This is a genomic window from Actinomadura chokoriensis, assembly GCF_039529475.1.
GTDB lineage: Bacteria > Actinomycetota > Actinomycetes > Streptosporangiales > Streptosporangiaceae > Spirillospora > Spirillospora bangladeshensis.
On the sequence record NZ_BAAAMW010000001.1, the window covers coordinates 564,904 to 586,957 of the forward strand.

The 22,054-nt window shown below is 73.9% G+C and carries 19 protein-coding genes; 15 read left to right on the forward strand and 4 right to left on the reverse strand.

The window, feature by feature from the left end; translation table 11 throughout:
- Positions 1–16: 16 nt before the first annotated feature.
- Positions 17–1,168: a Rieske 2Fe-2S domain-containing protein gene (locus tag ABFX46_RS02785; protein ID WP_346039735.1), complete on the reverse strand. Its 1,152-nt coding sequence runs from the start codon at positions 1,166–1,168 to the stop codon at positions 17–19.
- 103 nt (positions 1,169–1,271) lie between these two features.
- Between ABFX46_RS02785 and ABFX46_RS02790 the strand changes: the two genes are divergently transcribed.
- The 14 genes from ABFX46_RS02790 (at position 1,272) to ABFX46_RS02855 (ending at position 17,064) form a co-directional block, all read left to right on the forward strand.
- Positions 1,272–2,222, forward strand: a complete 951-nt coding sequence (locus ABFX46_RS02790) for a PDR/VanB family oxidoreductase (protein WP_346039736.1) — start codon at positions 1,272–1,274, stop codon at positions 2,220–2,222.
- 198 nt (positions 2,223–2,420) lie between these two features.
- Positions 2,421–3,314: an alpha/beta fold hydrolase gene (locus tag ABFX46_RS02795; RefSeq protein WP_346039737.1), complete on the forward strand. Its 894-nt coding sequence runs from the start codon at positions 2,421–2,423 to the stop codon at positions 3,312–3,314.
- A complete protein-coding gene (locus tag ABFX46_RS02800; protein WP_346039738.1) occupies positions 3,302–3,430 on the forward strand; it encodes a hypothetical protein in 129 nt (42 codons plus the stop codon). The genes ABFX46_RS02795 and ABFX46_RS02800 overlap by 13 nt, the downstream gene beginning before the upstream one ends.
- The gene (locus ABFX46_RS02805; RefSeq protein ID WP_346039739.1) at positions 3,427–4,944 is read left to right on the forward strand and encodes a sugar ABC transporter ATP-binding protein; all 1,518 of its coding nucleotides are present in this window, start codon (positions 3,427–3,429) and stop codon (positions 4,942–4,944) included. Before ABFX46_RS02800 ends, ABFX46_RS02805 begins: the two co-directional genes overlap by 4 nt.
- A complete protein-coding gene (locus ABFX46_RS02810; RefSeq protein WP_346039740.1) occupies positions 4,941–5,954 on the forward strand; it encodes an ABC transporter permease in 1,014 nt (337 codons plus the stop codon). Before ABFX46_RS02805 ends, ABFX46_RS02810 begins: the two co-directional genes overlap by 4 nt.
- A 61-nt stretch (positions 5,955–6,015) precedes the next feature.
- On the forward strand, positions 6,016–6,969 hold the full coding sequence (locus ABFX46_RS02815; RefSeq protein WP_346039741.1) for a substrate-binding domain-containing protein: 954 nt from the start codon (positions 6,016–6,018) through the stop codon (positions 6,967–6,969).
- A gap of 43 nt (positions 6,970–7,012) precedes the next feature.
- Entirely contained in the window at positions 7,013–7,480 is a 468-nt protein-coding gene (locus ABFX46_RS02820) for a (2Fe-2S)-binding protein (protein ID WP_346039742.1), read from the forward strand.
- A complete protein-coding gene (locus ABFX46_RS02825) occupies positions 7,477–10,839 on the forward strand; it encodes a molybdopterin cofactor-binding domain-containing protein (RefSeq protein ID WP_346039743.1) in 3,363 nt (1,120 codons plus the stop codon). Before ABFX46_RS02820 ends, ABFX46_RS02825 begins: the two co-directional genes overlap by 4 nt.
- Positions 10,836–12,158 (forward strand): M20 family metallopeptidase, encoded by a 1,323-nt coding sequence (locus ABFX46_RS02830; RefSeq protein ID WP_346039744.1) that lies wholly within the window; start codon positions 10,836–10,838, stop codon positions 12,156–12,158. Before ABFX46_RS02825 ends, ABFX46_RS02830 begins: the two co-directional genes overlap by 4 nt.
- A 57-nt stretch (positions 12,159–12,215) precedes the next feature.
- On the forward strand, positions 12,216–12,899 hold the full coding sequence (locus ABFX46_RS02835; protein ID WP_346039745.1) for a TetR/AcrR family transcriptional regulator: 684 nt from the start codon (positions 12,216–12,218) through the stop codon (positions 12,897–12,899).
- A gap of 94 nt (positions 12,900–12,993) precedes the next feature.
- Positions 12,994–13,947 carry a DODA-type extradiol aromatic ring-opening family dioxygenase gene (locus ABFX46_RS02840; RefSeq protein ID WP_346039746.1) on the forward strand — a complete coding sequence of 318 codons (954 nt, stop codon included), beginning with the start codon at positions 12,994–12,996 and terminating at the stop codon, positions 13,945–13,947.
- Positions 13,944–14,795: an alpha/beta fold hydrolase gene (locus tag ABFX46_RS02845; protein WP_346039747.1), complete on the forward strand. Its 852-nt coding sequence runs from the start codon at positions 13,944–13,946 to the stop codon at positions 14,793–14,795. Before ABFX46_RS02840 ends, ABFX46_RS02845 begins: the two co-directional genes overlap by 4 nt.
- Positions 14,792–15,832: an LLM class flavin-dependent oxidoreductase gene (locus tag ABFX46_RS02850; RefSeq protein WP_346039748.1), complete on the forward strand. Its 1,041-nt coding sequence runs from the start codon at positions 14,792–14,794 to the stop codon at positions 15,830–15,832. The genes ABFX46_RS02845 and ABFX46_RS02850 overlap by 4 nt, the downstream gene beginning before the upstream one ends.
- Entirely contained in the window at positions 15,829–17,064 is a 1,236-nt protein-coding gene (locus tag ABFX46_RS02855; protein WP_346039749.1) for an MmgE/PrpD family protein, read from the forward strand. Before ABFX46_RS02850 ends, ABFX46_RS02855 begins: the two co-directional genes overlap by 4 nt.
- A 21-nt stretch (positions 17,065–17,085) precedes the next feature.
- Here ABFX46_RS02855 and ABFX46_RS02860 read toward each other — a convergent pair whose 3' ends face one another.
- Positions 17,086–18,252, reverse strand: coding sequence for an acyl-CoA dehydrogenase family protein (locus ABFX46_RS02860; protein WP_346039750.1), 1,167 nt, complete (start codon positions 18,250–18,252; stop codon positions 17,086–17,088).
- A gap of 108 nt (positions 18,253–18,360) precedes the next feature.
- On the opposite strand from ABFX46_RS02860, the gene ABFX46_RS02865 reads away from it, so the two are divergent.
- Positions 18,361–19,218, forward strand: coding sequence for an HTD2 family dehydratase (locus tag ABFX46_RS02865; RefSeq protein ID WP_346039751.1), 858 nt, complete (start codon positions 18,361–18,363; stop codon positions 19,216–19,218).
- Between the two features lie 9 nt (positions 19,219–19,227).
- On the opposite strand, the gene ABFX46_RS02870 is transcribed toward ABFX46_RS02865, so the two are convergent.
- Both ABFX46_RS02870 and ABFX46_RS02875 read right to left on the reverse strand, forming a co-directional pair.
- Complete coding sequence (locus ABFX46_RS02870) at positions 19,228–19,875, reverse strand: response regulator transcription factor (RefSeq protein ID WP_346039752.1); 648 nt, start codon at positions 19,873–19,875, stop codon at positions 19,228–19,230.
- Positions 19,872–21,992, reverse strand: a complete 2,121-nt coding sequence (locus ABFX46_RS02875; RefSeq protein WP_346039753.1) for a sensor histidine kinase — start codon at positions 21,990–21,992, stop codon at positions 19,872–19,874. Before ABFX46_RS02875 ends, ABFX46_RS02870 begins: the two co-directional genes overlap by 4 nt.
- Between the last annotated feature and the right edge of the window lie 62 nt (positions 21,993–22,054).

Here is a 22,054-nt window from a genome sequence, read left to right on the forward strand (position 1 = left end):
GGTTTCCCGAGCGAGGTTAGCGCTTGTACGGCTGGACGTTCGGCTTGCTCTGCTCGACCTTGCGCCGCCACGCGGTGAGGGACAGGTCGGGGCGGTAGAGCTTCTCCGGCGGGGCGTCCATCACGTCGACCATCCAGGCGTCCTGCGCGGTGAACTGGCCGTGGAAGAGCCAGCGGACGGCGGCCAGGTACTTGAACTTGAAGAGGCCGGCGCGGGCACCGGTCTCGAAGCGCACCATCAGCTGGACGTACCGGACGTTGTCGGCGTCCACCGGGACGTACCACTCGTAGTGGATGAAGTGCGGGTAGGCGACGCGCAGGATGCCGGGCAGCCGGATCGACACGAAGCCGGGCAGGTCGAGGCTCTTGATGACGGGGTTGATCTTCTGGGCCTTGCCTGGGGCGTCGGGCAGCGGCATGCGCTTCCACCAGCGCTTGTTGGTCCACAGGCCGAGGCCGGGCATGTCGGCCTCCCAGTGCACCTCGTCCTGGACGCGGACGAGCCACTCGCCGCGCTCGACGATGCGGGTCTTGTTCCAGGCGGGCATCACCTTGAAGAGCCGCCACAGCGCCGTGTTGTGCAGGTACTTCGCGTGGCCCTCGTCGAAGCCGTTCTCCGCGGCGAACCGCCAGTTGCCCTTGCGGATGTCGGTGCGGCCGCCGATGACGAGGGCGTTGTCGCGCAGCTCCTCGGGGAGGTCGTCGTCCAGGGGGTGGGGGTCGCCGTCGCCGATGTAGATCCAGATCAGGCCGAAGCGCTGCTGGACGGGGTAGGTCCGCACCTTGACGCGGCCCTTGATCGGCGAGTCGGGTCCGTCGGTGAGGACGCCGCAGAGGTTCCCGTCCTTCAGGTCGTAGGTCCAGCCGTGGTACGGGCAGGAGACCGTGCCGGGGAACTGGCGCCGGCCCAGGGAGAGGGGCACGCCGCGGTGGGGGCAGCGGTCGTGCAGGGCGTGCACCTCGTCGCCTTCGCGGACGAGGGCGATGTTCTCGCCGAGCACGGTGACGGCGACGGGCTTCTTGCCGACCTGCTCGGTCCACAGGACGGGGTACCAGTGGTCGCGGAACCCGAGGACGGCGCTCTCGTAGGTCGGCCAGGACGACCAGTCCTGGCCGGGCTGCCGCCGCTGCGGCCGGGAGCGGCCGGGGGACGTGGCGTGGGTGGTCAACGGTGCCTCCTTGAACAATGTTACGTACTTTGTACGAGCCCGTTCTGCCTTGTCAACCCCCGACTCTTGACGGGTGTGCAAAGTACCGTACATAGTACGCAGCATGCTGGACAACGAACGTGAGCTGGTCGTCCGCTCGATGACCTGGGAGGCGGACGGCGTCCTGTCGGTCACGCTGGCCGGGCTCGGCGGCACGCCGCTGCCCACCTGGGAGCCGGGCGCCCATCTGGAGCTCGACCTCGGCACATGGGTCCGCCAGTACTCGCTCTGCGGGGACCCGGGCGAGACCGGGACGTACCGGATCGCCGTCCTCTACGAACCGGACGGCCGCGGCGGCTCGGCCTTCGTGCACGAGGAGCTGCGTCCCGGCCAGACGGTGCGGGTGCGCGGCCCGCGCAACCGGTTCCCGCTGGAGGACGCCTCGCGCTACCTCTTCCTGGCGGGCGGCATCGGCATCACGCCGCTGCTGCCGATGATCGCGCGGGCCGCCGGCCGGGGCGTCCCGTGGCGGCTGGTCTACGGCGGCCGGAGCCGGAGCTCCATGGCGTTCCTGCCCGAACTCGCCCGGTACGGGGACGCGGTGGCGGTCGTCCCCGAAGACCTCGACGGACGCCCGGACCTCGACGCGCTGCTCGGCACGCCCCAGGAGGGCACCGCGGTCTACTGCTGCGGCCCGGAGGGCCTGCTCGCGGCGGTCGAGGGCCGGTGCGCGGCATGGCCGGACGGCAGCCTGCACGTCGAGCGGTTCGCCGCGGCGCCGCGCGATCCGGCATCGGACGGCGAGGACACCGCCTTCGAGGTCGAGTGCGCGCAGTCCGGCCTGACGATCGAGGTCGCGGCGGACGAGACCGTCATGGACGCCTTGGAGCAGGCCGGCGTCCAGGTGCCGAACGCGTGCCGCGAGGGCATCTGCGGAAGCTGCGAGACGCCCGTGCTGGCCGGGGTTCCCGACCATCGGGACGGGCTGCTCACCGACGCGGAGCGGGAGGCCGGGAAGACGATGATGCCCTGCGTCTCGCGCTGCCTCTCGGCCCGGCTCGTCCTGGATCTCTGACTCGCCTCGGAGCGCTCCCCGAGCGATCTCCCAGCGGGAATTCCGATCCGGGGCATTGACTCCTGACCTAAGTAGTGTACATAGTACGCATCACCCGTTATCCGCGGCTTCATCTCGACTTTCTCGGTAGCGCGCCCCTCCTTGCAGGGGCGCCGGAAGCCTCCGCAAGGGGGCCGGAAGAACCGGAGAACACACTCCATGACCGCACCGACCACCGGTACCCGGCACACCGTGCTGGGGGCCGCGCTGCGGGTCCGCACGATCGGCGAGGGAACGCCCACCGTCCTGCTGCACGGCGGCGGCCCCGGCTGCTCCGCCTGGACCGACTTCGCCGCGCTGGTGCCCGAGCTGGTGCCCGCGCTGCCCGGCCGCCGGCTGATCCTGGTGGACCTCCCCCAGTACGGCGGTTCGGACGCGCCGCGGGCCGACCTGCCACTGTTCTCTTTCCACGCACGGTACGTCATCGCCCTGCTCGATGACCTGGGCATTCGCCGCGCCGACTTCGTCTGCCAGTCGCTCGGCGGGTCGGTCGCGCTGCTGATCGCGGCGCGCGAGCCGCACCGCGCCGGCCGGATCGTCCTCACCGGCAGCCGTCCCGCCGACCTCGGCGGGGCGCCCGGAGTGAGCGGCGCCGCGATCCGCGCCGCGTACTACGGCGGCGACGGCCCCACCCCGGACAAGATGCGCGATCTCATCCGCGATCACGAGTGGAACGATCCCGCGATGGTTCCGGAGAGCACGGTCTTCGAGCGCTTCCGCAACAGCGTCACCGTCGATGCGCTCGCGCTCGGGACGGACGCCGAGGCGCGCGGCCTGCCCGAGGACCTCGGCCCGCTGCTGGGCGACGTCACCGCGCCCGTCCTGCTGCTGTGGGGCTCCGCCGACCCGTTCGCCGGCGTCGGCTACGCGTCCCGCCTCGCGGCGGCGCTGCCCGCCGCCGCGCTGGAGGTGCTGCCCGGCACCGCGCACCACCCCCAGGAGGAGCGGCCCCGCGACTACGCCCGGCTCGCCGGGGCGTTCCTGAACGACTCCCGTCCCCCGTCCCCCGATTCCCGGCTCGCACCTGTGGAGGCCGCCCGATGCGAATCCTGATCACCCTCGCCGTCCTGCTGGCCGCCGTGTTCGGCGTCCCGCCGCTGCGGCGCCGCGCCCTGGCCGCGTTCGTCCGCGCCACCGGGACGGCGGTGCGGACGGAGCCCGGCTCGTGACGGCGTCCCCCGCCGCGACCGCGCCACCGGCGGTCGCCGCGCACGGTGTCACCAAGCGGTTCGGGACGTTCACCGCGCTGGACGGCGTCGACCTCGACCTCGCGGCGGGCGAGGTCCACGGCCTGATCGGCTCCAACGGCGCCGGCAAGTCGACCCTGATCAAGGTGCTGTGCGGCGCGTACACTCCGGACGCCGGGCGCCTGGAGGTCGAGGGCCGCAGGGTCGGCACCGCGACGCCCGCGCAGGCCGAGCAGGCCGGGATCACCGTCGTCCACCAGGAGACGCAGCTGTTCCCGGAGCTGACGGTCGCCGACAACATCGTCGTCGCCGCCCCGCACCGGCGGGGGCGGCTGCTGCGCGACCGCCGGGCCGACCACGCCGAGACGGCCGAGCTGCTCGGCACGCTCGGCGTCGGCCTCGACCCGGCGCGCCGCGCGGACACGCTCGACCTCGCCGAGAAGAAGCTGCTGCAGGTGGCGCGGGCGCTGCGGGCCCGCCCGAAGCTGCTGATCCTGGACGAGCCCACGGCGGCGCTGGAGCCGCGGCAGTGCCGGCGCATCACCGAGCTGGTGCGGCGCCTCGCCGACGAGGGGCTCGCGGTCCTGTTCGTCAGCCACGACCTGGACGAGGTGCGGCTGCTCTGCGACCGGATCACCGCGCTGCGGGACGGCCGGATCGTCGCCCGCCTGGGCCGCGGCGAGGCCACCCCGCACGGGCTGGTGGAGCTGGTCGCGGGCCGGACCCTCGCCAACGCCCCGGACCGCGCACCGCACGAGGCGGGCGACGTGCTCGTCCGCGCCGATCTTCCGGACGCGCCGGAGCTGGAGCTGCGGCACCGCGAGGTCGTCACGATGACCGGCATCCTCGGCTCGGGCGCGGGCCGCTTCGCGCGCACCCTCGCCGGGGCGCGCCGCCCGCCCCGGCACGTCCGGGCGGAGGTCGAGGTCGGCGGCCGGGCGGTCCGGCCGCACAACCGGGTCGCGGCGGCCGCCGCCGCGATCGGGTTCGTGCCGGAGGAGCGCAAGCGGGACGGGGTCCAGCCGCTGCTCAGCATCGAGCGGAACATCGCGCTCGGCGACGTGCGGGCGTTCACCCGGTTCGGCGTCCTCGACCGGCGGAAGATGCGCGCCGAGGCGCTGCGGCTGATCGCCGACCTGGACGTCCGCCCCGCCGACCCGGCGTTCCCGGCCGGGCTGCTGTCCGGCGGGAACCAGCAGAAGGTCCTGATCGCGCGCTGGCTCGCCGCGGGCGCGCGCGTCCTCGTCGTGGAGGAGCCCACCCACGGCATCGACATCGGCGCGAAGGAGCACGTGCTGCGGCAGCTCCGCGCGTTCGCGGACGAGCGCGGCTGCGTCGTCATCGTGGCGCTGGAGAGCGAGGAGTTCCGCTCCGTCACCGACCGCTACCTGGCGTTCCGGCGGGGACGCCTGGTCGCCGAGCTCGCGGCCGACGTCACGCACGCCGAACTGATGACGGCGTGCCTCGGCGAACACCCGGAAGGTCTTGCCTCATGAAGAGAACCGCCCCCGCGCTGGAGGACGCGTTCGTCCCGCTGCTGCTGGTCGTCCTCGCGATCGTGCTGACGTTCTCGACGGACTCGTTCCTCAGCAGCGGCAACATCCTCAACGTGCTCAGCTCGATGGCGATCCTGGCGATCGTCGCGTTCGGGCAGACGTTCGTGATCGCCGGCGGCGGGTTCGACCTGTCGGTGGGCGCGCAGGTCGCGCTGCACGGCGCGGTCGGCGCGATCGTCATGCGGGAGACGCAGAGCATCCTGCTGGGCCTCGCCGCCGCGGCGCTGTCCGGGATCGTGTTCGGGCTGCTCAACGGCATGCTCGTGATCGCGCTCAAGGTGCACCCGTTCATGATCACGCTGGGCACGTCGGTGATCGGGGTGGGCGTCACGCTCATCCTCACCCACGCCGAGTCGGTCGGCGGGCTGCCCGCGGGCATCGCCGGGTTCGGCGTCGGGCGCCCGATCGGCGTCCCGTGGATCGTCTGGGTGATGATCGCCTGCTTCGCGTTCTCGGCGTTCCTGCTGAGCGTGAGCCCGTTCGGGCTGCGGGTGCTGTCCAGCGGCGGCAACCGGGAGGCGGCGCGCCTCGCGGGCCTGCGGGTCGAGCGGACGATCGTCGCCACGTTCGTGCTCGCCGGGACGTTCGCGGCCGTCGCGGGCATGGCGACGACCGCGCGGCTCCAGTCGGCCCAGCCGACCGTCGGCGAGGGCCTGGAGCTGTTCTCGGTCGCGGCGGTCGTGCTCGGCGGCAGCGCCCTGCACGGCGGGCGCGCCGCGATGTGGCGGACGCTGCTCGGCGTCCTCGTCATCTCGGTGATCCAGAACGGCCTCAACCTGAACGGCGTCGGCGACGCCTGGCAGGAGGTCGCCGTCGGGATCGTGTTCATCCTCGCCATGTCGGCCGAGCTGCTGCGCCGGTTCTCCCGCCTGCGCGCCGGGCGGAGGGAGGCGCCGCCGCCCGCGCGGACCGGCGCCGCCGACGTCCCGGCCGAGGCCGCCGCCACCTGACCGTCCACCCGGCCCCCCGCCTTCACCACCACCCCCGCACCAGGAGATTCACACCATGCGCATGACCCGACTTCGCGGCGTCGCCGCGGCGGCGCTCTGCATCGGGCTGGCCGCCACCGGCTGCAGCGGCTCGGACGCGTCCAAGAAGGGCAGGAAGACGATCGGCGTCAGCTTCGCGGCGCCCCGGATCGCCCTGTACTCCGGGATGCAGAAGGGCATCCAGGCCGAGGCGAAGAAGCTCGGCGTCGACGTCGTGTTCACCGACGCCGGCGGCGACCCGCTCAAGCAGGCCAACGACATCAACGACCTGATCGCGAAGAACGTGGACGGCATCCTCGTCTCCGCGATCGACGCCAAGGCCATCGTCGCTCCGCTGAACGCGGCGAAGGCCGCGAAGATCCCGGTGATGACGGTCGCCCGGGACGTGGAGGACAAGTCCAGCCGCGCGTCCTACATCGGCAACGACTGGGGCAAGTCAGGCCGGCAGATCGCCGAGTGGACGTGCAAGACGGTCGGCACGGGCAAGATCATCATGATCAAGGGGCCGTCGGCGGCGCCCTACGTCCAGGAGATGACGAAGGCCTACAAGGCGGTCGTCGGCTCGGCGGACTGCCCGGACATGACGGTGGCCCACGAGGTCAACGTCTCCGCCCTCACCTCCGAGGAGGGGCTGAAGGCCACCAAGGCGTCGCTGTCGGCCGTCCCGGACGCGAAGGTCGTCTACGCCAACCTCGACGACTTCCTCACCGGCGTGGTGCAGGCGATCAACGAGGCCGGCAAGAGCGGCCGGATCACCGTGACCGGCTTCGACGGCATCCCGTCCACGCTCGCGATGGTGCGGGACGGGCGGGTCGGCTTCGAGATCGCGCTCCAGCCGAAGAAGTGGGGCGCGACCGCGCTGCAGACGATGGTCGGCGAGCTCGACGGGAAGAAGGCGCCGAGCGTGGTGAACATCGAGACCCGGCCGTTCGACAAGACGAACTCCGACGACCTCACCGAGACCGACCTGGAGTAGCCGCGGCGGGTCCCGTCCATCCGTCCTTCCTGCGAGGTCCTTCATGAACATCACCGTCAACGGGGAGACCGGCGACGCCGCCGCGCCTCCCGGGACCGTCCTCGCCGCCGTCCTGCGGGAGCGGTTCGGGGCGACGTCCGTCAAGCTCGCGTGCGAGCGCGGCGAATGCGGCGCCTGCACCGTGCTCGTCGCGGGCCGTCCCCGGCTGTCCTGCTCGACGCCGGTCGAACTGGTGGACGGCGAGGTCACGACGGCCGAGGGCCTCGCGGAGGAGTCCGCGGACCTGCGCGCGGCGTTCGCCGACCTGGGCGCGTTCCAGTGCGGCTTCTGCACGCCGGGGCAGGTCGTCCACGCCACCGCCCTGCTCCGCGTCGGCCTCCCCGCCGGCGCGGAGCGGGCGCGGGCCCGGGTGCGGGCGGAGCTGTCGGGCAACATCTGCCGCTGCACCGGCTACGCGGCGATCGTCGAGGCCGTCTGCGCGACGGACCGGGCGCGGAGGGAGGCCGAGTGACCATCCAGATCGGGCGCAGTGTCCGGCCGCTGGACTGGCGGGACCGGTCGCTCGGACGCGTCCCCTACGTCAACGACCTCACCGGTCCGCCGCACCTGCACGCCGCGGTGCTGCGCTCGCCCGTCCCGTACGGGCGGATCACGCGGCTGGACGTCGCCGCCGCCCTGCGCATGCCGGGCGTGCGCGGGATCATCACCGCGGACGACTTCCCGTCCGGCATCACCTACCTGCACCGCGGCGGGCACATGTCCGACCGGCCGCCGCTCGCGGCGGGCGTGGTGCGCTACATCGGGCAGGAGATCGCGGCCGTCGCCGCCGACACCGCCGAGCAGGCCCGCGCGGCGGTCGCGGCGATCCGGCTGCGGATCCGCCCGCTGCGGGCGCCGCTGACCATCGCCGAGGCGCTCGCGCCGCGGGCCCGCGCGCTCCACGACCGTCCGGCGGAGCGCAACGTCGCGATCCGGTGGAACAGCACGTGGGGCGACCCGGACGCCGGGGTCGCGGCGTCGGACGTGATGGTCGAGGGCGACTTCGTCTACCCGAGCGTCGCCCACGCCTGCATGGAACCGAACGTCACGCTCGCCCGGTGGGACGCCGGCCGGGAGGTGATGGAGCTGTGGACGTCCACGCACGCGCCCTATTTCATCGCCAAGGAGGTCTCGCACCTGCTGGGGCTGGAGCACGGCCAGGTCGTGTGCCGCGAGGTCGCGACCGGCGGGAGCTTCGGCTCCAAGTCGAAGGCGTCCGAGCACGAGGTCCTCGCGGCGGCGCTGGCGCGCAAGACCGGGACGCCGGTGCTCATCTCGCTGACGCGGGAGGAGGAGTTCGCGTCCAACAAGCCCCGGCACCGCTTCGAGACGCGGCTGCGCACCTACGCCGACGCGGACGGGAACCTGCGCGCGTTCGAGACCGAGGTGAACGTCGACAACGGCGCCTACTCGCACATGGGCTCGTCGGTGATGCGGGTCGGGATCATCACGCTGGGGTCGGTGTACCGGGCGGACGGCGTCCGCTTCGACGCCCGCCTGGTCGACACCGCGACGCAGCCCGGCGGGCAGTACCGGGGGTACGGGACGCCGCAGGTCACGCTGGCGATGGAGTCCCAGCTCGACGAGATCGCCGAGCGGCTCGGCATGGACCCGATCGACCTGCGGATCCGCAACGCCGTCCCGCCGCACACCGAGACGCTGTGCGGCTACCGGGTCACGACGACGCGGCTCGTCGACTGCCTGGAGACCGTCCGGCGGGAGCTGGACTGGGACGCCAAGCGCGCCGCGAAGACCCCCGGCCGCGGCGTCGGCGTGTCCACCGCCGCGCACGGGTCGGGCGCCTACGCCTATCCGCTGTCGAACGTCAGCGAGGCGGGCGTGGACGTCGACGGCGACGGCCGCGTGCGGGTCAGGTTCGGCGGGTCGGACGCGGGCACCGGCCAGAAGACGATCCTCGCGCAGATGGCCGCGGAGGAACTCGGCGTCGATCCCGAGGACGTCGACGTCCTGTCGATGGACGGCGAGCTGACGCCGCTGGACCTCGGCGCCTGGTCGTCCCGCGCGACGCACATGTCCGGGATGGCCACCGGGCAGGCGGCCCGCGAGATGGCCGGCCGGCTGCGGGACCTCGCCGCGGGCAAGCTCGGCTGCGCCCCCGAGGACGTCGAGCTGCGCGACGGCGCGGCCCACTGCGGCGGCGACTCGGTGAGCTTCGCCGACCTCGCCGGTGCCGAGGGCGGTCTCAGCCTGGAGACCCGCTACGAGCTGGAGGGCACCGAGACGATCACGCCCGGCGAGGACAAGGCCAACCTGTCGCCCACCTACTCCTTCGCCGCGCACGGGGCGGAGGTCGAGGTCGACGTCCGGACCGGGAAGGTCACCGTGCTCGACTACGTCGCCGCGCACGACATCGGCCGGGCCATCAACCCCGTCATGGCCGAAGGCCAGATCATCGGCGGCGCCGTCCACGGGCTCGGCGCGGCGCTCGGCGAGGAGCTGATCCGCACCGAGGGGCGCGTCGTCAACCCGGCCTACATCAACTACGCCATGCCGCGCGCCGCCGACGTGCCGGACGTGCGGCCGTTCATCATCGAGAGCCACGACGACGCCGGGCCGTACGGCGCGAAGAGCGTCGGCGAGATCCCGATCATCCCGCCGGGCGCGGCGATCGCGAACGCCGTGTACGACGCGGTCGGCGTCCGCGTCCGCGACCTGCCGATCACCCCGGACAAGGTGCTGGCGGCGCTCGCGGAGAAGGAGGGGCGGGTCCGCGACCACCGGCTGCGGCGGCGGCCGTCCCGCTGGTGGATCGCGCTGATGCGGGCCGCGTACCCGCGCGGCGTCCACGCGCTGCTGCACCGCTGGGGGACGCGGTTCGGCCGGCAGGGCCGGTACCCGGAGCTGGCGCCGCCCGCCCCCGGCCTCGCCGAGATCGCCCGGCCGGAGACCGTCGCGGAGGCGCGCGAGGCGCTGCGGGACGGGACGGCCATCGGCGGCGGCACCGACGTGCTGCTCCAGCGCCGGCAGCGGCTGATCGCGCCGGAGCGGCTCGTCTCCACCGCACTCCTCCCCGGCCTGCGCGACATCACCGAGGAACCGGACGGGACGGTCGTCATCGGCGCGGCCGTCACGCTGGCCGAGCTGTCCGCGCGGTTCGCCGAGTCGGTCCCGGCCCTGGCCGAGGCCGCCGACTCGATCGCGTCGCCGCAGGTCAGGAACGCGGCGACCGTCGCGGGGAACCTGCTGCAGGCCAAGCGCTGCTGGTTCTTCCGCAACGACTTCCCCTGCTACAAGCGCAACGGCGCGTCCAGCCCGTGCTACGCGATCCTCGGCGACCACCGCTTCCACCACGCGGCCGTCGACGGGCACCGCTGCCAGGCGGTCACGCCGTCCGACCTGGCCACGGTGCTGGTCGCGCTGGACGCGTCCGCCGAGCTGTCGGACGGGCGCCGGATCCCGATCGCGGACCTCTATACCGGGCCGGGGGAGACGGTGCTGGAGCCGGCGGACCTGGTCGTGTCCGTGCGGATCCCCGAACCGGGCCGGGCCTGCGTGTTCGAGAAGCTCGCGCTCTGGCAGGGCGACTTCGCGGTGGTGTCGGTGGCCGCGTCGAGCCGGTCGCGCGAACGCTGGGAGGACACCCGCATCGTGTTCGGCGCGCTCGCCCCCACCCCGTGGCGTCCCGCCGACGCCGAGCGCGACCTCGACGGGCGGCCGTTCGACCCGGCCGCGCTCCGCGCCACCGTGGACGCCCAGCTCACCAGGTACGGGCACCCGCTGCCCGGCAACGCGTGGAAGCTCGACGCCGCCGCCGGGCTGGCCGAACGCGCCGCCGAACGGCTCGCCCACGACGAGAAGGAGACTGCATGACGGCGCTGGACGAGGCGCGCCTGGCCCTGCTGCGGGACGCCGAGAAGCTCATCGACCCCGAGCGGCTCGCCGAGATCATCACGGGGATGACCGGCATCCCGAGCCCCACCGGCGAGGAGGGCGAACTGGCCCGCTGGGTCGTGTCGGCGCTCGCCGCCTCCGGCATCGACGCCCGCTACCAGCCGATCGACGACGGGCAGGGCAACGCGATCGCCCGGCTGCGCGGCGACGGCACCGGCCCCGACCTGCTCCTCTACGCCCCGATCGACACGCTCACCACGGGGAACCCCGGCGAGGACCTGCCGCACGTGGGCGCGGCGCTGCGCTACGACATGGAGCCGAAGCCCGTCCGGGACGGCGACTACGTGATCGGCCTCGGCGCGAGCAACCCCAAGGGGCACGCGGCCTGCCTGGTCGCCGCGCTGGAGATCCTGCACCGGGCCGGCACGCCGCTGCGCGGCGACGTCGTCCTCGGGCTGGGCGCGGGCGGGATGCCGACGAACAAGCGCACCGCCCCGCACGTCCGCCGGTACAACGCCGGGCAGGGCAGCGGCTGCTCGTTCCTGCTGGAGCAGGGCGTCTGGGCCGACTTCGCGCTGATCGCCAAGCCCGGCTGGGCGGTCTCGTGGGACGAGGTCGGCCTGTGCTGGTTCGAGGTCACCGTCGGCGGCAGCTACTCCTACGCGGGCAGCCGGCACCGCATCGACTACCGCAACGCGATCCTCGGCGCGGGGACGGTCGCCGCGGCCCTGGAGGAGTGGTTCGCCGAGTACACGGCCCGGCACACGTCCGGGACGGTCGCGCCGCAGGGCAATATCGGCGCGATCGAGGGCGGCTTCATGCGGATGCCCGCCGTGTCGCCCGCGACGTGCCGGTTCGTCCTCGACCTGCGGACGTCGCCGGCGTCCACGCCGATGAGCGTCAAGCGCGAGTTCGGCGACGCGATCGCGCGCATCGCCGCCGCGCACCCGCGGCTGCAGATCGGCTGGGACATGGTCCTCGCGATCCCCGGCACCGCGACCGACCCGGACGCCTGGATCGTCCGCGCGGCGATCGAGGCGTGGGAGGCCGAGGAGGGCCGGGCGCACGAGCCGATCCTCGGCAACAGCGGCGCGACCGACGCCAACATCCTGCGGAACCGCGGGCTGCCCACGGCCCGGATCGGCATGACCAGGGCGGGCGCGGACGCGCCGCTGCCCGTCGACTTCCCCATGGGGATGAACGTCGTCGACCTCCGGGAGATGTGCCGGCTCACCCGGCACGTGCTGCGCACGACGATCAACACCTGTACCCGGACAAGAGCGGACGCGGGCCTGTGATCCCGGGCAAGATTGAGCGGAGAAGAGTTCACGATCTTGGGCGAGACGGAGCGAAGAGTGGCGACACGGCGACCCCCGTCCCGAGGACGCCGTCCGGACAAGGCGCTCACGGCACAGGACATCCTGGACGCCGCCATCGAGATCGGCGACCGGGAGAGCCTCGACGGGCTGACCATGCGGCGGCTCGCGAGCGAACTGGGCTTCAGCACGATGGCCCTGTACCGCCACTTCAAGAACAAGGACGACATCCTCGACGGGATGGCCGACCAGGTGCTCGGCAACCTGCGGCTCCCCGACGAGATCGGGCCCGACCCCATCACCGAGGCGCGCCGCATCGCCGAGGCGTTCCTCGCCATGATGCGCGAGCATCCGAGCGTCGTCCGGCTGCTGTCCACCCGGACCACGGCGAGCCGCGAGTCGCTGAGCGGCGCGTTCGAGCGCGTGCTGGCGCGGCTCCGGCAGGCGGGGCTGTCCCCGTCCGACGCCGTCTGCGTCTACGGGCTGCTGCTGACGTACGCGCTGGGCTTCGCCGCCTACCAGATGCCGCGCCCGTGGGGCGGGGACGGCGCGGACGCCGCCGAGCTGCGCCGCCAGCGCGCCCACTTCTACTCGGCGCTCCCGGCCGGCGAGTTCCCCAACATGGTGGAGCTGTCGCCCGAGCTGGCCTGGCTGCCCTCGGACCGGCAGTTCCACGCGGGGCTCGACGTCCTGCTGAAGGGGCTCGCGGCCGAGCGGCCCTGACCCCCGTTCCGGCCGCCCCGCGCGGGCGGACGGCGACGGCCTTCCCGATGACGGGGCGGGCCGCCGCCCCGTCCGTCCTGCGCTGGAGGAACGGATGAGCGACATCGTGCTCGGCGTGGGTGCCTCGCACAGCACCCTGATGAACACCGACTGGGACAAGGTCGACCACCTGGACGGCGCGCACCGCTTCCGCGCCGGGCTGGAGCGCGCCCGGGACCGGCTGCGCGCCGCCGCCCCCGACACCGTCGTGATCATCGGGTCGAACCACTTCCGCGGGTTCTTCCTCGACATGATGCCCGCGATCACCGTCGGGGTCGGCGAGGTGCTCGGCGCCGGGGAGGCCGGGACGCCCGGCGGGCCGCTGCCCGCCGACACCGGCCTGGCCCGGCACCTCGTCACGTCGCTGGTGGACGACGGGTTCGACCCGGCGTTCTCGCTGCGGCTCACCGTCGACCACGGCATCACGCACGGGCTGCAGCACCTGGTGCCGGACCTCGACGTCCCGATCGTGCCCGTCGTGATCAACATGTTCGCGCCGCCGCTGCCGTCCCTGCGCCGCTGCCACGAACTGGGTGCCGCGCTCGGCCGGGCGATCGCCGCCGACGGCGCGGGGAAGCGCGTCGCGGTCGTCGCGTCCGGCGGCCTGTCGCACCGGCTGCCCTGGCCGAAGTGGTTCGAGACCCTCTCGGACGACGACCGCTTCCTCGTCGAGGCGTGGCTGAACGGGCGCGGGTCCTGGGGCGACTACGAGGTCCGGCGGCGGCAGATCATCCGCGCCGCCGAGGCCGACGTCAACCCGTCGTTCGACGAGGCGTTCCTCAAGCTCGTCGAGGAGGGCGACCTCGGACCCGTCCTCGACCGCACCGCCGACGACATCGAGGCGGAGGCCGGCAACGGCGCGCAGGAGATCCGCTCGTGGATCGCCATGCTCGCCGCCCTCGGACCCGGCGCGCGCGGCGAGGCCCTCGCCTACGCCGCCATCCCCGAATGGCTCACCGGAATGGGCGTCGCCGTCGTCGAGCCCGCCACATCTAAGGAGAACGCATGAGCATCTGGACCGACCTCGCGGGCGTGGGCCACGCCGTCCGCTTCGTGGACGCGGGAGGCGTCCGCACCCGCGCGCTCCAGGCCGGGACGGGTGAGGCCGTCGTGTTCCTGCACGGCACCAGCGGCCACCTGGAGGCGTTCGTCCGCAACATCCCCGCGCACGCCGAACGGTACGCCTGCCACGCCGTCGACATGCTCGGCCACGGCTACACCGACGGCGTGGACGAGCCGTACCGCATCCCCCGCTACGTCGACCACGTCCTCGCCTACCTGGACGCCTGCGGCATCGACCGCGCCCACTTCGTCGGCGAGTCGCTCGGCGGCTGGGTCGCGGGCCGGCTCGCCGCCGACCACCCCGACCGCGTCGGGCGGCTGACGCTCGTCGCGCCCGGCGGGACCGTCGCCAACCCCGAGGTCATGGAGCGCATCAAGACCAGCACCCGCAAGGCCGTCGCCGAGGACGACATCGACCTCACCCGCAAGCGCCTCCACCTCCTCATGCACGACCCGGCGAAGGACGTGTCGGAGGAACTGGTCGAGGTCCGGCACGCGATCTACCACCGGCCCGAGTTCGTCAAGCGCGTCGACAACCTGCTGTGCCTGCAGGAGATGGAGAACCGGAGGCCCGACCTGCTCACCGCCGAGCAGATGGGGCGGATCACCGCGCCCACGCTGATCGTGTGGGGCGCGCAGAACCCGTTCGGGGACGTCCCCGAGGCCCACCGGATGAACGACAGCATCCCGGGCTCGCGGCTGGAGATCTTCGGCGAGTGCGGCCACTGGCCCCAGCACGAGCACGCCGCCCGCTTCAACCGCCTCAACCTGGACTTCCTCGGGGAGACCCGGTGACGGCGGCGGACCAGGGCGCGGCGGCGGCCGGCGGGCGGGTCGGCATCCGCATCCCGGCCTGCGACCGCCCGGACCGGCTCGCGTCCGTCGCGGCGCGGGCCGAGGAGCTGGGGTTCGACGAGGTCTGGGTCCCCGACTCGCAGCTGCTGTGGCGGGACGTCTTCTCCGTCCTGTCGGTGGCGGCCCTGCGCACCGAGCGGATCGGGCTCGGCACGGCCGTCACCAACGTCGCGACCCGGCACCCGTCGGTGGTGGCGTCGGCCGCGCGGACCGTCGCGGAGCTGGCGCCCGGCCGCTTCACCCTCGGCCTCGGCGTCGGCAACACCTCCGTCGCGCCGATCGGGCTCCGTTCCAGCACACGCGCGGAGATGACGGAGCGGATGGCGCAGGTGCGGGCGCTGCTCGCCGGAGACGAATGGGACTACGGCGAGGTGCGGTCGCGGCTGCGCGACCCGGCGCCGTCCGTGCCCATCCACCTGGCGGCGAGCGGCCCGCGCAACCTGCGGCTCGCGGGGGCCGTCGCCGACGGTGTCGTGCTCCTCAGCGGCGTCTCCCCCGACATCCTCGCCGCCGCGGCCGGGCAGGTCAGGGACGGTGCGCGCGAGGCCGGACGCGACGACGACATCCCGCTCACGGTCTCGGCGTTCTGCGAAGTCACCGACGACGTCACCGCCTCCGCCCGGAAACTGAAGCCCATCTGCGCCTCGATCGCGCAGAACGGCGGTGCACCGTTCCTCGCCCTCGCCGGCGTCCACCTCTCCGTTCCGGACCAGGTGGACGAGGTCTACCCCGACCTCCTCCACGCCGAGGACTGGGACCGCGCCGTCAAGGTCGCCGGCCGCTGGGTCTCCGACGCGGACGCCCTCGCCTTCGCCCGCACCTTCTGCCTGATCGGCACGGCCGAAGAGATCGCGAAGCGGCTGCGGGAGACGTTCGAGGCGGGCGCGTCCGGGGTGTTCCTGCAGCACGTCGGCTCCTACGACCCGCCGCACGACCTCATCGAGGCCGTCGGCGGCGACGTCCTCCCGCGGCTGTGAGCACACTGCGCGACATCGCCGCCCGGGCCGCGCGCGCTCCCCGGGCGGCGTCCGGGGACGCGCGGCGGCTCGCGGCCCTGCACGTCCTCGACACGATGGGCTGCGCGGTCTCCGGCGCCACCCACCCCATCGCCGAGTCGGCGGCCCGGTACTACGGCGGTTCGCTGCGCGACCGCGTCCTGCGCTGGTCCGCCCAGGCGCACCTGGACGAGTTCGACGCGCTGCACGCCGAGGCGGCCGTCGTCCCGGCGGCGGTGGTCGTCCCCGCGGCGCTCCTGGTCGCCGAGCGCGAGGGACGTCCGGGGGCGGCGGTCGTCGACGCGGTGCTCGCGGGCTACGAGGCGGTGGTGGAGGCGGGCCTGCGGTTCGGCGGCGCGTCGCTGTACGGCGCCGGCTGGTGGCCGACGGCCCTGTTCGGCCCGCTCGGCGCCGCCGCCGCGACCGCCGTCCTGCTCGACCTGGACGGGGAGCAGTCGGCCTCCGCGCTCGCGCTGGCGGCGGCCGGCCTCGGCGGGCTGCTGTCGACCGGCTCCTTCGGCGAGGCGCACTACCTGCTGCCGGGACGGGCCGCCGCGGACGGCGTCGAGGCGGCGTACCTGGCCCGCGCCGGGGCGACGGGCAGCCCCGCGCTGCTGGACGGCCCGGCGGCGTCGGCGCTCGGCCGCCCTCCCGGGCCCGCGTCTCCGGCCGAGGGCGTCCACCTGGAGCGCTGCGGCTTCAAGCCGTACCCCTGCGCGCGTCCGCTGCACGCGGTGATCGACGCGCTGCTCGCGCTCGACGTCCGGAACGCCGCCCACGTCGAGGTGGCCCTTCCGGCCGGCCTGATGTCGTTCGTCAACGCCGACAGGGAGGTGCCGGGCCCGGCCGAGGCGTCCGCCGGCGCGGCCTTCGCGGTGGCGGCCGTCCTGTCCGGGGTTCCCGAGGACGTGTCGACGTTCCGCCGGGCCCGCCTTCCCGCCGGCGTCCCGCCCACGACCCTGACCCCGGACCCGGAGCTGGACGCCCTGCTCCCCGGCCACTGGGCCGCCCGCGTCACGATCGAGACGCCGTCGGGCCGCTCGTCGCACCGCGTCGTGGACGCCCTGGGCTCTCCGGCACGCCCGCTCTCCCCCGACGCGGTGCTCAGGAAGTTCGACACCCTGACCGGCGGCCGACTCACCACGTGGCGCACCCGCTGCCTGGCCCTCGACGACCTGGACGACACGGCGGAACTGACCCGAGCCATTACGTGAGCGGCGGCCCCGGCGGCCTCGTCAGGAGCCGAGGCCGCCGCGCTTGATCAGCTGGCTCGCGATGACGTTGCGCTGGATCTCGTTGGTGCCCTCGCCGACGATCATCAGCGGGGCGTCGCGGAAGTAGCGTTCGACGTCGAACTCCGTCGAGTAGCCGTAGCCGCCGTGGATGCGGACGGCGTTGAGCGCGATCTGCATGGCCGTTTCGGAGGCGAAGAGCTTCGCCATTCCCGCCTCCATGTCCACCCGGCGGCCGGCCTCCGCGTTCTGGGCCGCGTAGAGGGTGAGCTGGCGGGCGGCGGTCAGGGACGTCGCCATATCGGCGAGGTAATTGCCGATCGACTGGTGCCGCCAGATCGGCTTGCCGAACGATTCGCGCTCCTGCGCATAGGCGAGCGCGTCCTCGAACGCGGCCCTGCCGACGCCGAGGGCGCGGGCGGCGACCTGGAGGCGGCCGGTTTCCAGGCCCTTCATCATCTGCGCGAACCCGCCGCCCTCGGCGCCGCCGAGCACCGCGTCCAGTGGGGCACGGTGGCCCTCGAAGGACAGTTCGCAGCTCTCGACGCCCTTGTAGCCGAGCTTCGGCAGGTCGCGGGAGACCGTCAGGCCGGGACCATGCTCGATCAGGAGAATCGACATTCCCTTGTGGGCGGGACTCGCCTCCGGGTCTGTCTTGCAGAGCAGGGCGATCAACTTGGAATGGCGCGAGTTGGTGATCCAGGTCTTCGCGCCGTTGACCACATAGCCGTCCGCGGTCCTGCGGGCGGTGGTGCGCATGGCCTGGAGGTCAGAGCCGCCGCCCGGTTCCGTCAGGGCCATGGTGGCCCGGATCTCGCCCGTGGCCATGCGCGGCAGGTACCGCTGTTTCTGCTCGTCCGTGCCGAAATGGAGCAGCAGTTTGGCGACGACCGTGTGGCCGCCCATCGCCCCAGCCAGGCTCATCCAGCCGCGGGCCAATTCCTCGGTGACCAGGACGTAGCAGGGCATGGAGACGGGATTGCCGCCGTATTCCTCGGGGACGGCGAGGCCGAAAATGCCGAGTTCCTTCATCTTCTCGATCAAGGCCCCGGGGTAGGCGTCGGCGTGCTCGAGGTCCCGGGCCACGGGCTTCACGTCCTTGTCGACGAAGTCGCGGACGGTGCGGACGACGAACTGCTCGTCCTCGGCAAGCATGTCGATGACGCTCATGCTCGGCCCTCCTTCCGAAGTGGCGGCGTCCATGGTCGCGGAGGCCGGTGCAATCCCATCACGGACGACCTCCGATGATGGGAGCGCACCGGACTCTAAGGACTGAACATGGCCTCCTCGCCGTCCCCGCTCGGCTCGTACGTCGGCTCCTGGGCCCCCGAGCCCGTCACGGTCGCCGACCCGATGCACGCCGGTCCCACCGCGGCTCTCTCGGTGGTGCTGGGCCTACCGGACGCGGCCGCCGACGGACTTCTTCCGCCGCTGTGGCACTGGCTCTACTTCCTCGCCTGGCCGCCGCGGCAGGCCCTCGGCGCGGACGGGCATCCGGCGCAGGGGCACTTCATGCCGCCCCTCCCCGACCGGCAGCGCATGTGGGCGGGCGGCCGGTGCGAGATCACCGCCCCGCTGCGGCTCGGCGAGGACGCCGAACGCGTCAGCAGCCTCACGTCGGTCGCCGTGAAGGAGGAGCGCGGGATGCTCTTCGTCACCGAGCGGCACGAGTTCCGGCAGCGTGGACGCGTCTGCGCCGTCGAAGAGCAGGACATCGTCTACCGGTCGGGGCGTACGACCGGGCAGCACCCGGCGTCTCTCGACCGGACGACCGTTCCGCAGGCCGCCGATCCATGGCGGCTCGCGGTGCGGACGGACCCGGTCCTGCTGTTCCGTTTCAGCGCCCTCACCGCGAACTCCCACCGCATCCACTACGACGCCCCGTACGCCCGGGACGAGGAGGGGTATCCCGGGCTCCTCGTCCACGGGCCGCTGCTCGCCCTGCTCATGCTCGAACTGCCCCGCCGCCACACCCCGGAGTCCCGCGTGCGCTCCCTCTCCTACCGGCTGCGGCGGCCGGTGTTCGCGGGCGAGCACCTGGCGATCCGCGGCACCCCGTCCGGCTCCGGGGCCGACCTGCACGTCGCCACCCACCGCGAGGAACGCCACGCGACCGCGCAGGTCGCCTTCGCCTGAGCCCCGGGGTCAGGGGCCGAGGCCGGCGTCGCGGGCCTCGGCCATCGCTTCGGCGCGGTTGGCGACCTGGAGTTTGGCGAAGATGTTCGAGACGTTGTTGCGGACGGTCTTCGGGGAGAGGCCGAGGCGTTCGGCGATCGCCGGGTTCGACAGGCCGAGGGCGATCAGTTCCAGGACGTCGCGCTCCCGGGCGGTGAGCTGCGGGAAGGGCGCGTCGGCGGGGCGGGCGACGGCGATCCGCGCGAAGTAGGCGGAGACGCGGCCGGCCAGCGCCGGGCCGAAGATGACCTCGCCGGCGGCGACCGCCGACACCGCGCGCAGGATCTCGTTCTGGTCGGCGCCCTTCAGCAGGTAGCCGCGGGCGCCGGCGAGCATCGCGGCGAAGACGCTCTCGTCGTCCTCGTGCATGGTCAGCACGAGGACGCCGGTCTCCGGGCGCGCGGCGAGGATGCGGCGGGTCGCCTCCACGCCGCCGAGGCGCGGCATCTGCAGGTCCATCACGACGACGTCCGGGCGCAGCCGGGCCGCGGTCTCGACGGCGGCCGCGCCGTCCGGCGCCGTCCCGACGACCTCGACCTCGCCGGTGGAGTCCAGCATCAGGCGCAGCCCGTCCCGGTAGACGGGGTGGTCGTCGGCGAGGAGCACGCGCGGGGTCACGACGCGCTCCCGGTGAGCGACGGCCGGGCCCGCTCGTCCGGGCTCGGCCCGAACGGCAGGACGGCGCGGACGCGCGTGCCGCCGCCCGGACGCGCCGCGACGGTGCAGCGCCCGCCGAGCTCCTCGGCCCGCTCCCGCATGCCGACCAGCCCGACCCCGACGAGGGCGCCCGGCGGGACGCCCCGGCCGTCGTCGGCGACCTCCACCTCCAGCGCGTCCTCCGAGACGTGCAGCCGGACCTCGCAGTGCGCCGCCGCGGCGTGCCGCGACACGTTCGCCAGCGCCTCCGCCACGATCCGGTACGCCGCCTCCTCGGCGGCTGCGGGCAGCGGCGGCAGGTCGCCCGCGCAGCGCAGCCGCACCCGCAGCGTCCGGTCCTGGAACCGCTCGGTGAGCTGCTCCACCGCCCCGACCAGGCCGAACTGGTCCAGGGACGGGGGACGCAGGTCGTGCACGAGGCGGCGGACGTCCGACAGCACGTCCGACAGGTCGCCGCGCACCGAGCGCAGCGTCGCGTCGGCGGCGCCGGGGTCGCGCGGTGCGAGGTTGCGGGCCGCCTCGATCTTCAGCGCGGCCGCGGCGAGCGACGGCCCCAGCCCGTCGTGCAGGTCGCGGCGCAGCCGCCGCCGCTCCTCGGCGATGCCCGTCACGAGCTGCTCCCGGCTGCGCTGCAGCTCCTCCGTCAGCGCCGTCGCGCGCGCCGCCGCGGCCGCCTGCCGGACGACGTCGGCGAGGAGCCGCTGGTCGGCGGCCGGCAGCCGCGACCCGCTGCGCGGGACGAGCGCGAGCCGCCCGATCGCCGCGCCCCGGTAGCCGAACGGCAGGACGACGACGTCGTCGCGCGCCGTCCCGTGCTCCACCGCGACCGTCCGGCCGTCGGCGCGGTCCAGCTCCACGCGCACGTACGGGGACCGGAACGACTCCGCCACCGCCCGCGCCACCTCCAGCAGCATCTCGTCCGGCCCCATCGAGCGCTCCAGCCTCCGCGCCAGCGCCGACACGACGTCGTAGGGCTCGGCCCGCCCGGTCAGCACCCGGTTCACCCACCGCTGGAGCCGCAGGCGCAGCGGCGCGTACAGCACGGCGACGACGCCCGCGCCGGCCACCGCCGCGAGCGGCTCGTCGATGAACGTCCCGACGCCGACGAACACCGCCACGTCGATGCCGACCACGGCGGTCGCGAGGGCGGCGTACAGCAGCGTCCAGCCGAGCAGGAGGTCCACGTCGTACAGCCGGTACCGGGCGACCGCGACCAGCACCGCGGCCGCGAGCGCCGCGTGCATGAGGACGAGGGAGATGTCGCCGATCCACCAGTTCACCGACGGCGGCGTCACCTCCGTCAGCAGCCCCCCGGCGGCGATGAGGACGACGTTGGCCGCGAGCGCCAGCAGCATCCACCGCAACTGCGCCTTGCGCACCGCGTCCGACCGGCGGAAGCGCACGGTGAACGCGGCGATCGACACCCCGAACGAGGTGAGGAAGCCGATCCAGAACATCAGGCCCGACACCGGCCAGAGCGCGTCGGGCAGCGGCGGCGTCAGCGGGTCCAGCGGGACGTCCCGCAGGGCCGGCGTGAGCGGCTCGCCGTGCGAGAACACCCGCCACGGCACCATCAGCAGCGCCACGACCCCGATCGCCTGCGCGGTGATCGCGACCGCCACGGGCCAGCGCCAGCGCCGCGACGGCAGCCGCCCGTCCGGGAAGAACATCAGCGTCAGCGGCACGATCATGTTGATCATCGGGCCGAACCGGGCGCCCGCGTACACGGTGAACGCCGTCAGCGGCAGGCCGCCGCCGTGCTCCAGCACCGACAGCGACGCGTACGCCGCGGTGATCCCGTCCACGACGGCGATCGACCCGCCCGCCAGCAGCAGCCACGTCAGCGGGTGCCGCGGCAGCCGCGTCGCCAGGACGCCGCCGGCGACCGCCACCGGCAGCCCGGAGCCCGCCGAGCCCCAGTGCGCCCAGTCGAGCGGGTCCGGGGGCCGGTCGCCGCCCGCCATGAGGACGTCCAGCCAGACCGTCGCGACGGTCGCCGCGACGCACAGCGCGGCGACCACGACGGCGGACGCCCTCAGGAGCCGCTCGGCCCGAGGCGCCGGAAGGGCGCTCCTCACCCGGCCAGCATGGTGCGCGCGGCGTCCCGGCCACCTGGGAGCGGCGTCCCTGCCGACCGGGG

Bases quoted from the DNA above. Each gene is read 5' to 3' on its own strand.
- ABFX46_RS02790 (WP_346039736.1), top strand. From the start codon at position 1,272: ATGCTGGACAACGAACGTGAGCTGGTCGTCCGCTCGATGACCTGGGAG.
- ABFX46_RS02795 (WP_346039737.1), top strand. From the start codon at position 2,421: ATGACCGCACCGACCACCGGTACCCGGCACACCGTGCTGGGGGCCGCG.
- ABFX46_RS02800 (WP_346039738.1), top strand. From the start codon at position 3,302: ATGCGAATCCTGATCACCCTCGCCGTCCTGCTGGCCGCCGTGTTCGGC.
- ABFX46_RS02810 (WP_346039740.1), top strand. From the start codon at position 4,941: ATGAAGAGAACCGCCCCCGCGCTGGAGGACGCGTTCGTCCCGCTGCTG.
- ABFX46_RS02815 (WP_346039741.1), top strand. From the start codon at position 6,016: ATGACCCGACTTCGCGGCGTCGCCGCGGCGGCGCTCTGCATCGGGCTG.
- ABFX46_RS02820 (WP_346039742.1), top strand. From the start codon at position 7,013: ATGAACATCACCGTCAACGGGGAGACCGGCGACGCCGCCGCGCCTCCC.
- ABFX46_RS02830 (WP_346039744.1), top strand. From the start codon at position 10,836: ATGACGGCGCTGGACGAGGCGCGCCTGGCCCTGCTGCGGGACGCCGAG.
- ABFX46_RS02840 (WP_346039746.1), top strand. From the start codon at position 12,994: ATGAGCGACATCGTGCTCGGCGTGGGTGCCTCGCACAGCACCCTGATG.
- ABFX46_RS02845 (WP_346039747.1), top strand. From the start codon at position 13,944: ATGAGCATCTGGACCGACCTCGCGGGCGTGGGCCACGCCGTCCGCTTC.
- ABFX46_RS02860 (WP_346039750.1), bottom strand. From the start codon at position 18,252: ATGAGCGTCATCGACATGCTTGCCGAGGACGAGCAGTTCGTCGTCCGC.
- ABFX46_RS02865 (WP_346039751.1), top strand. From the start codon at position 18,361: ATGGCCTCCTCGCCGTCCCCGCTCGGCTCGTACGTCGGCTCCTGGGCC.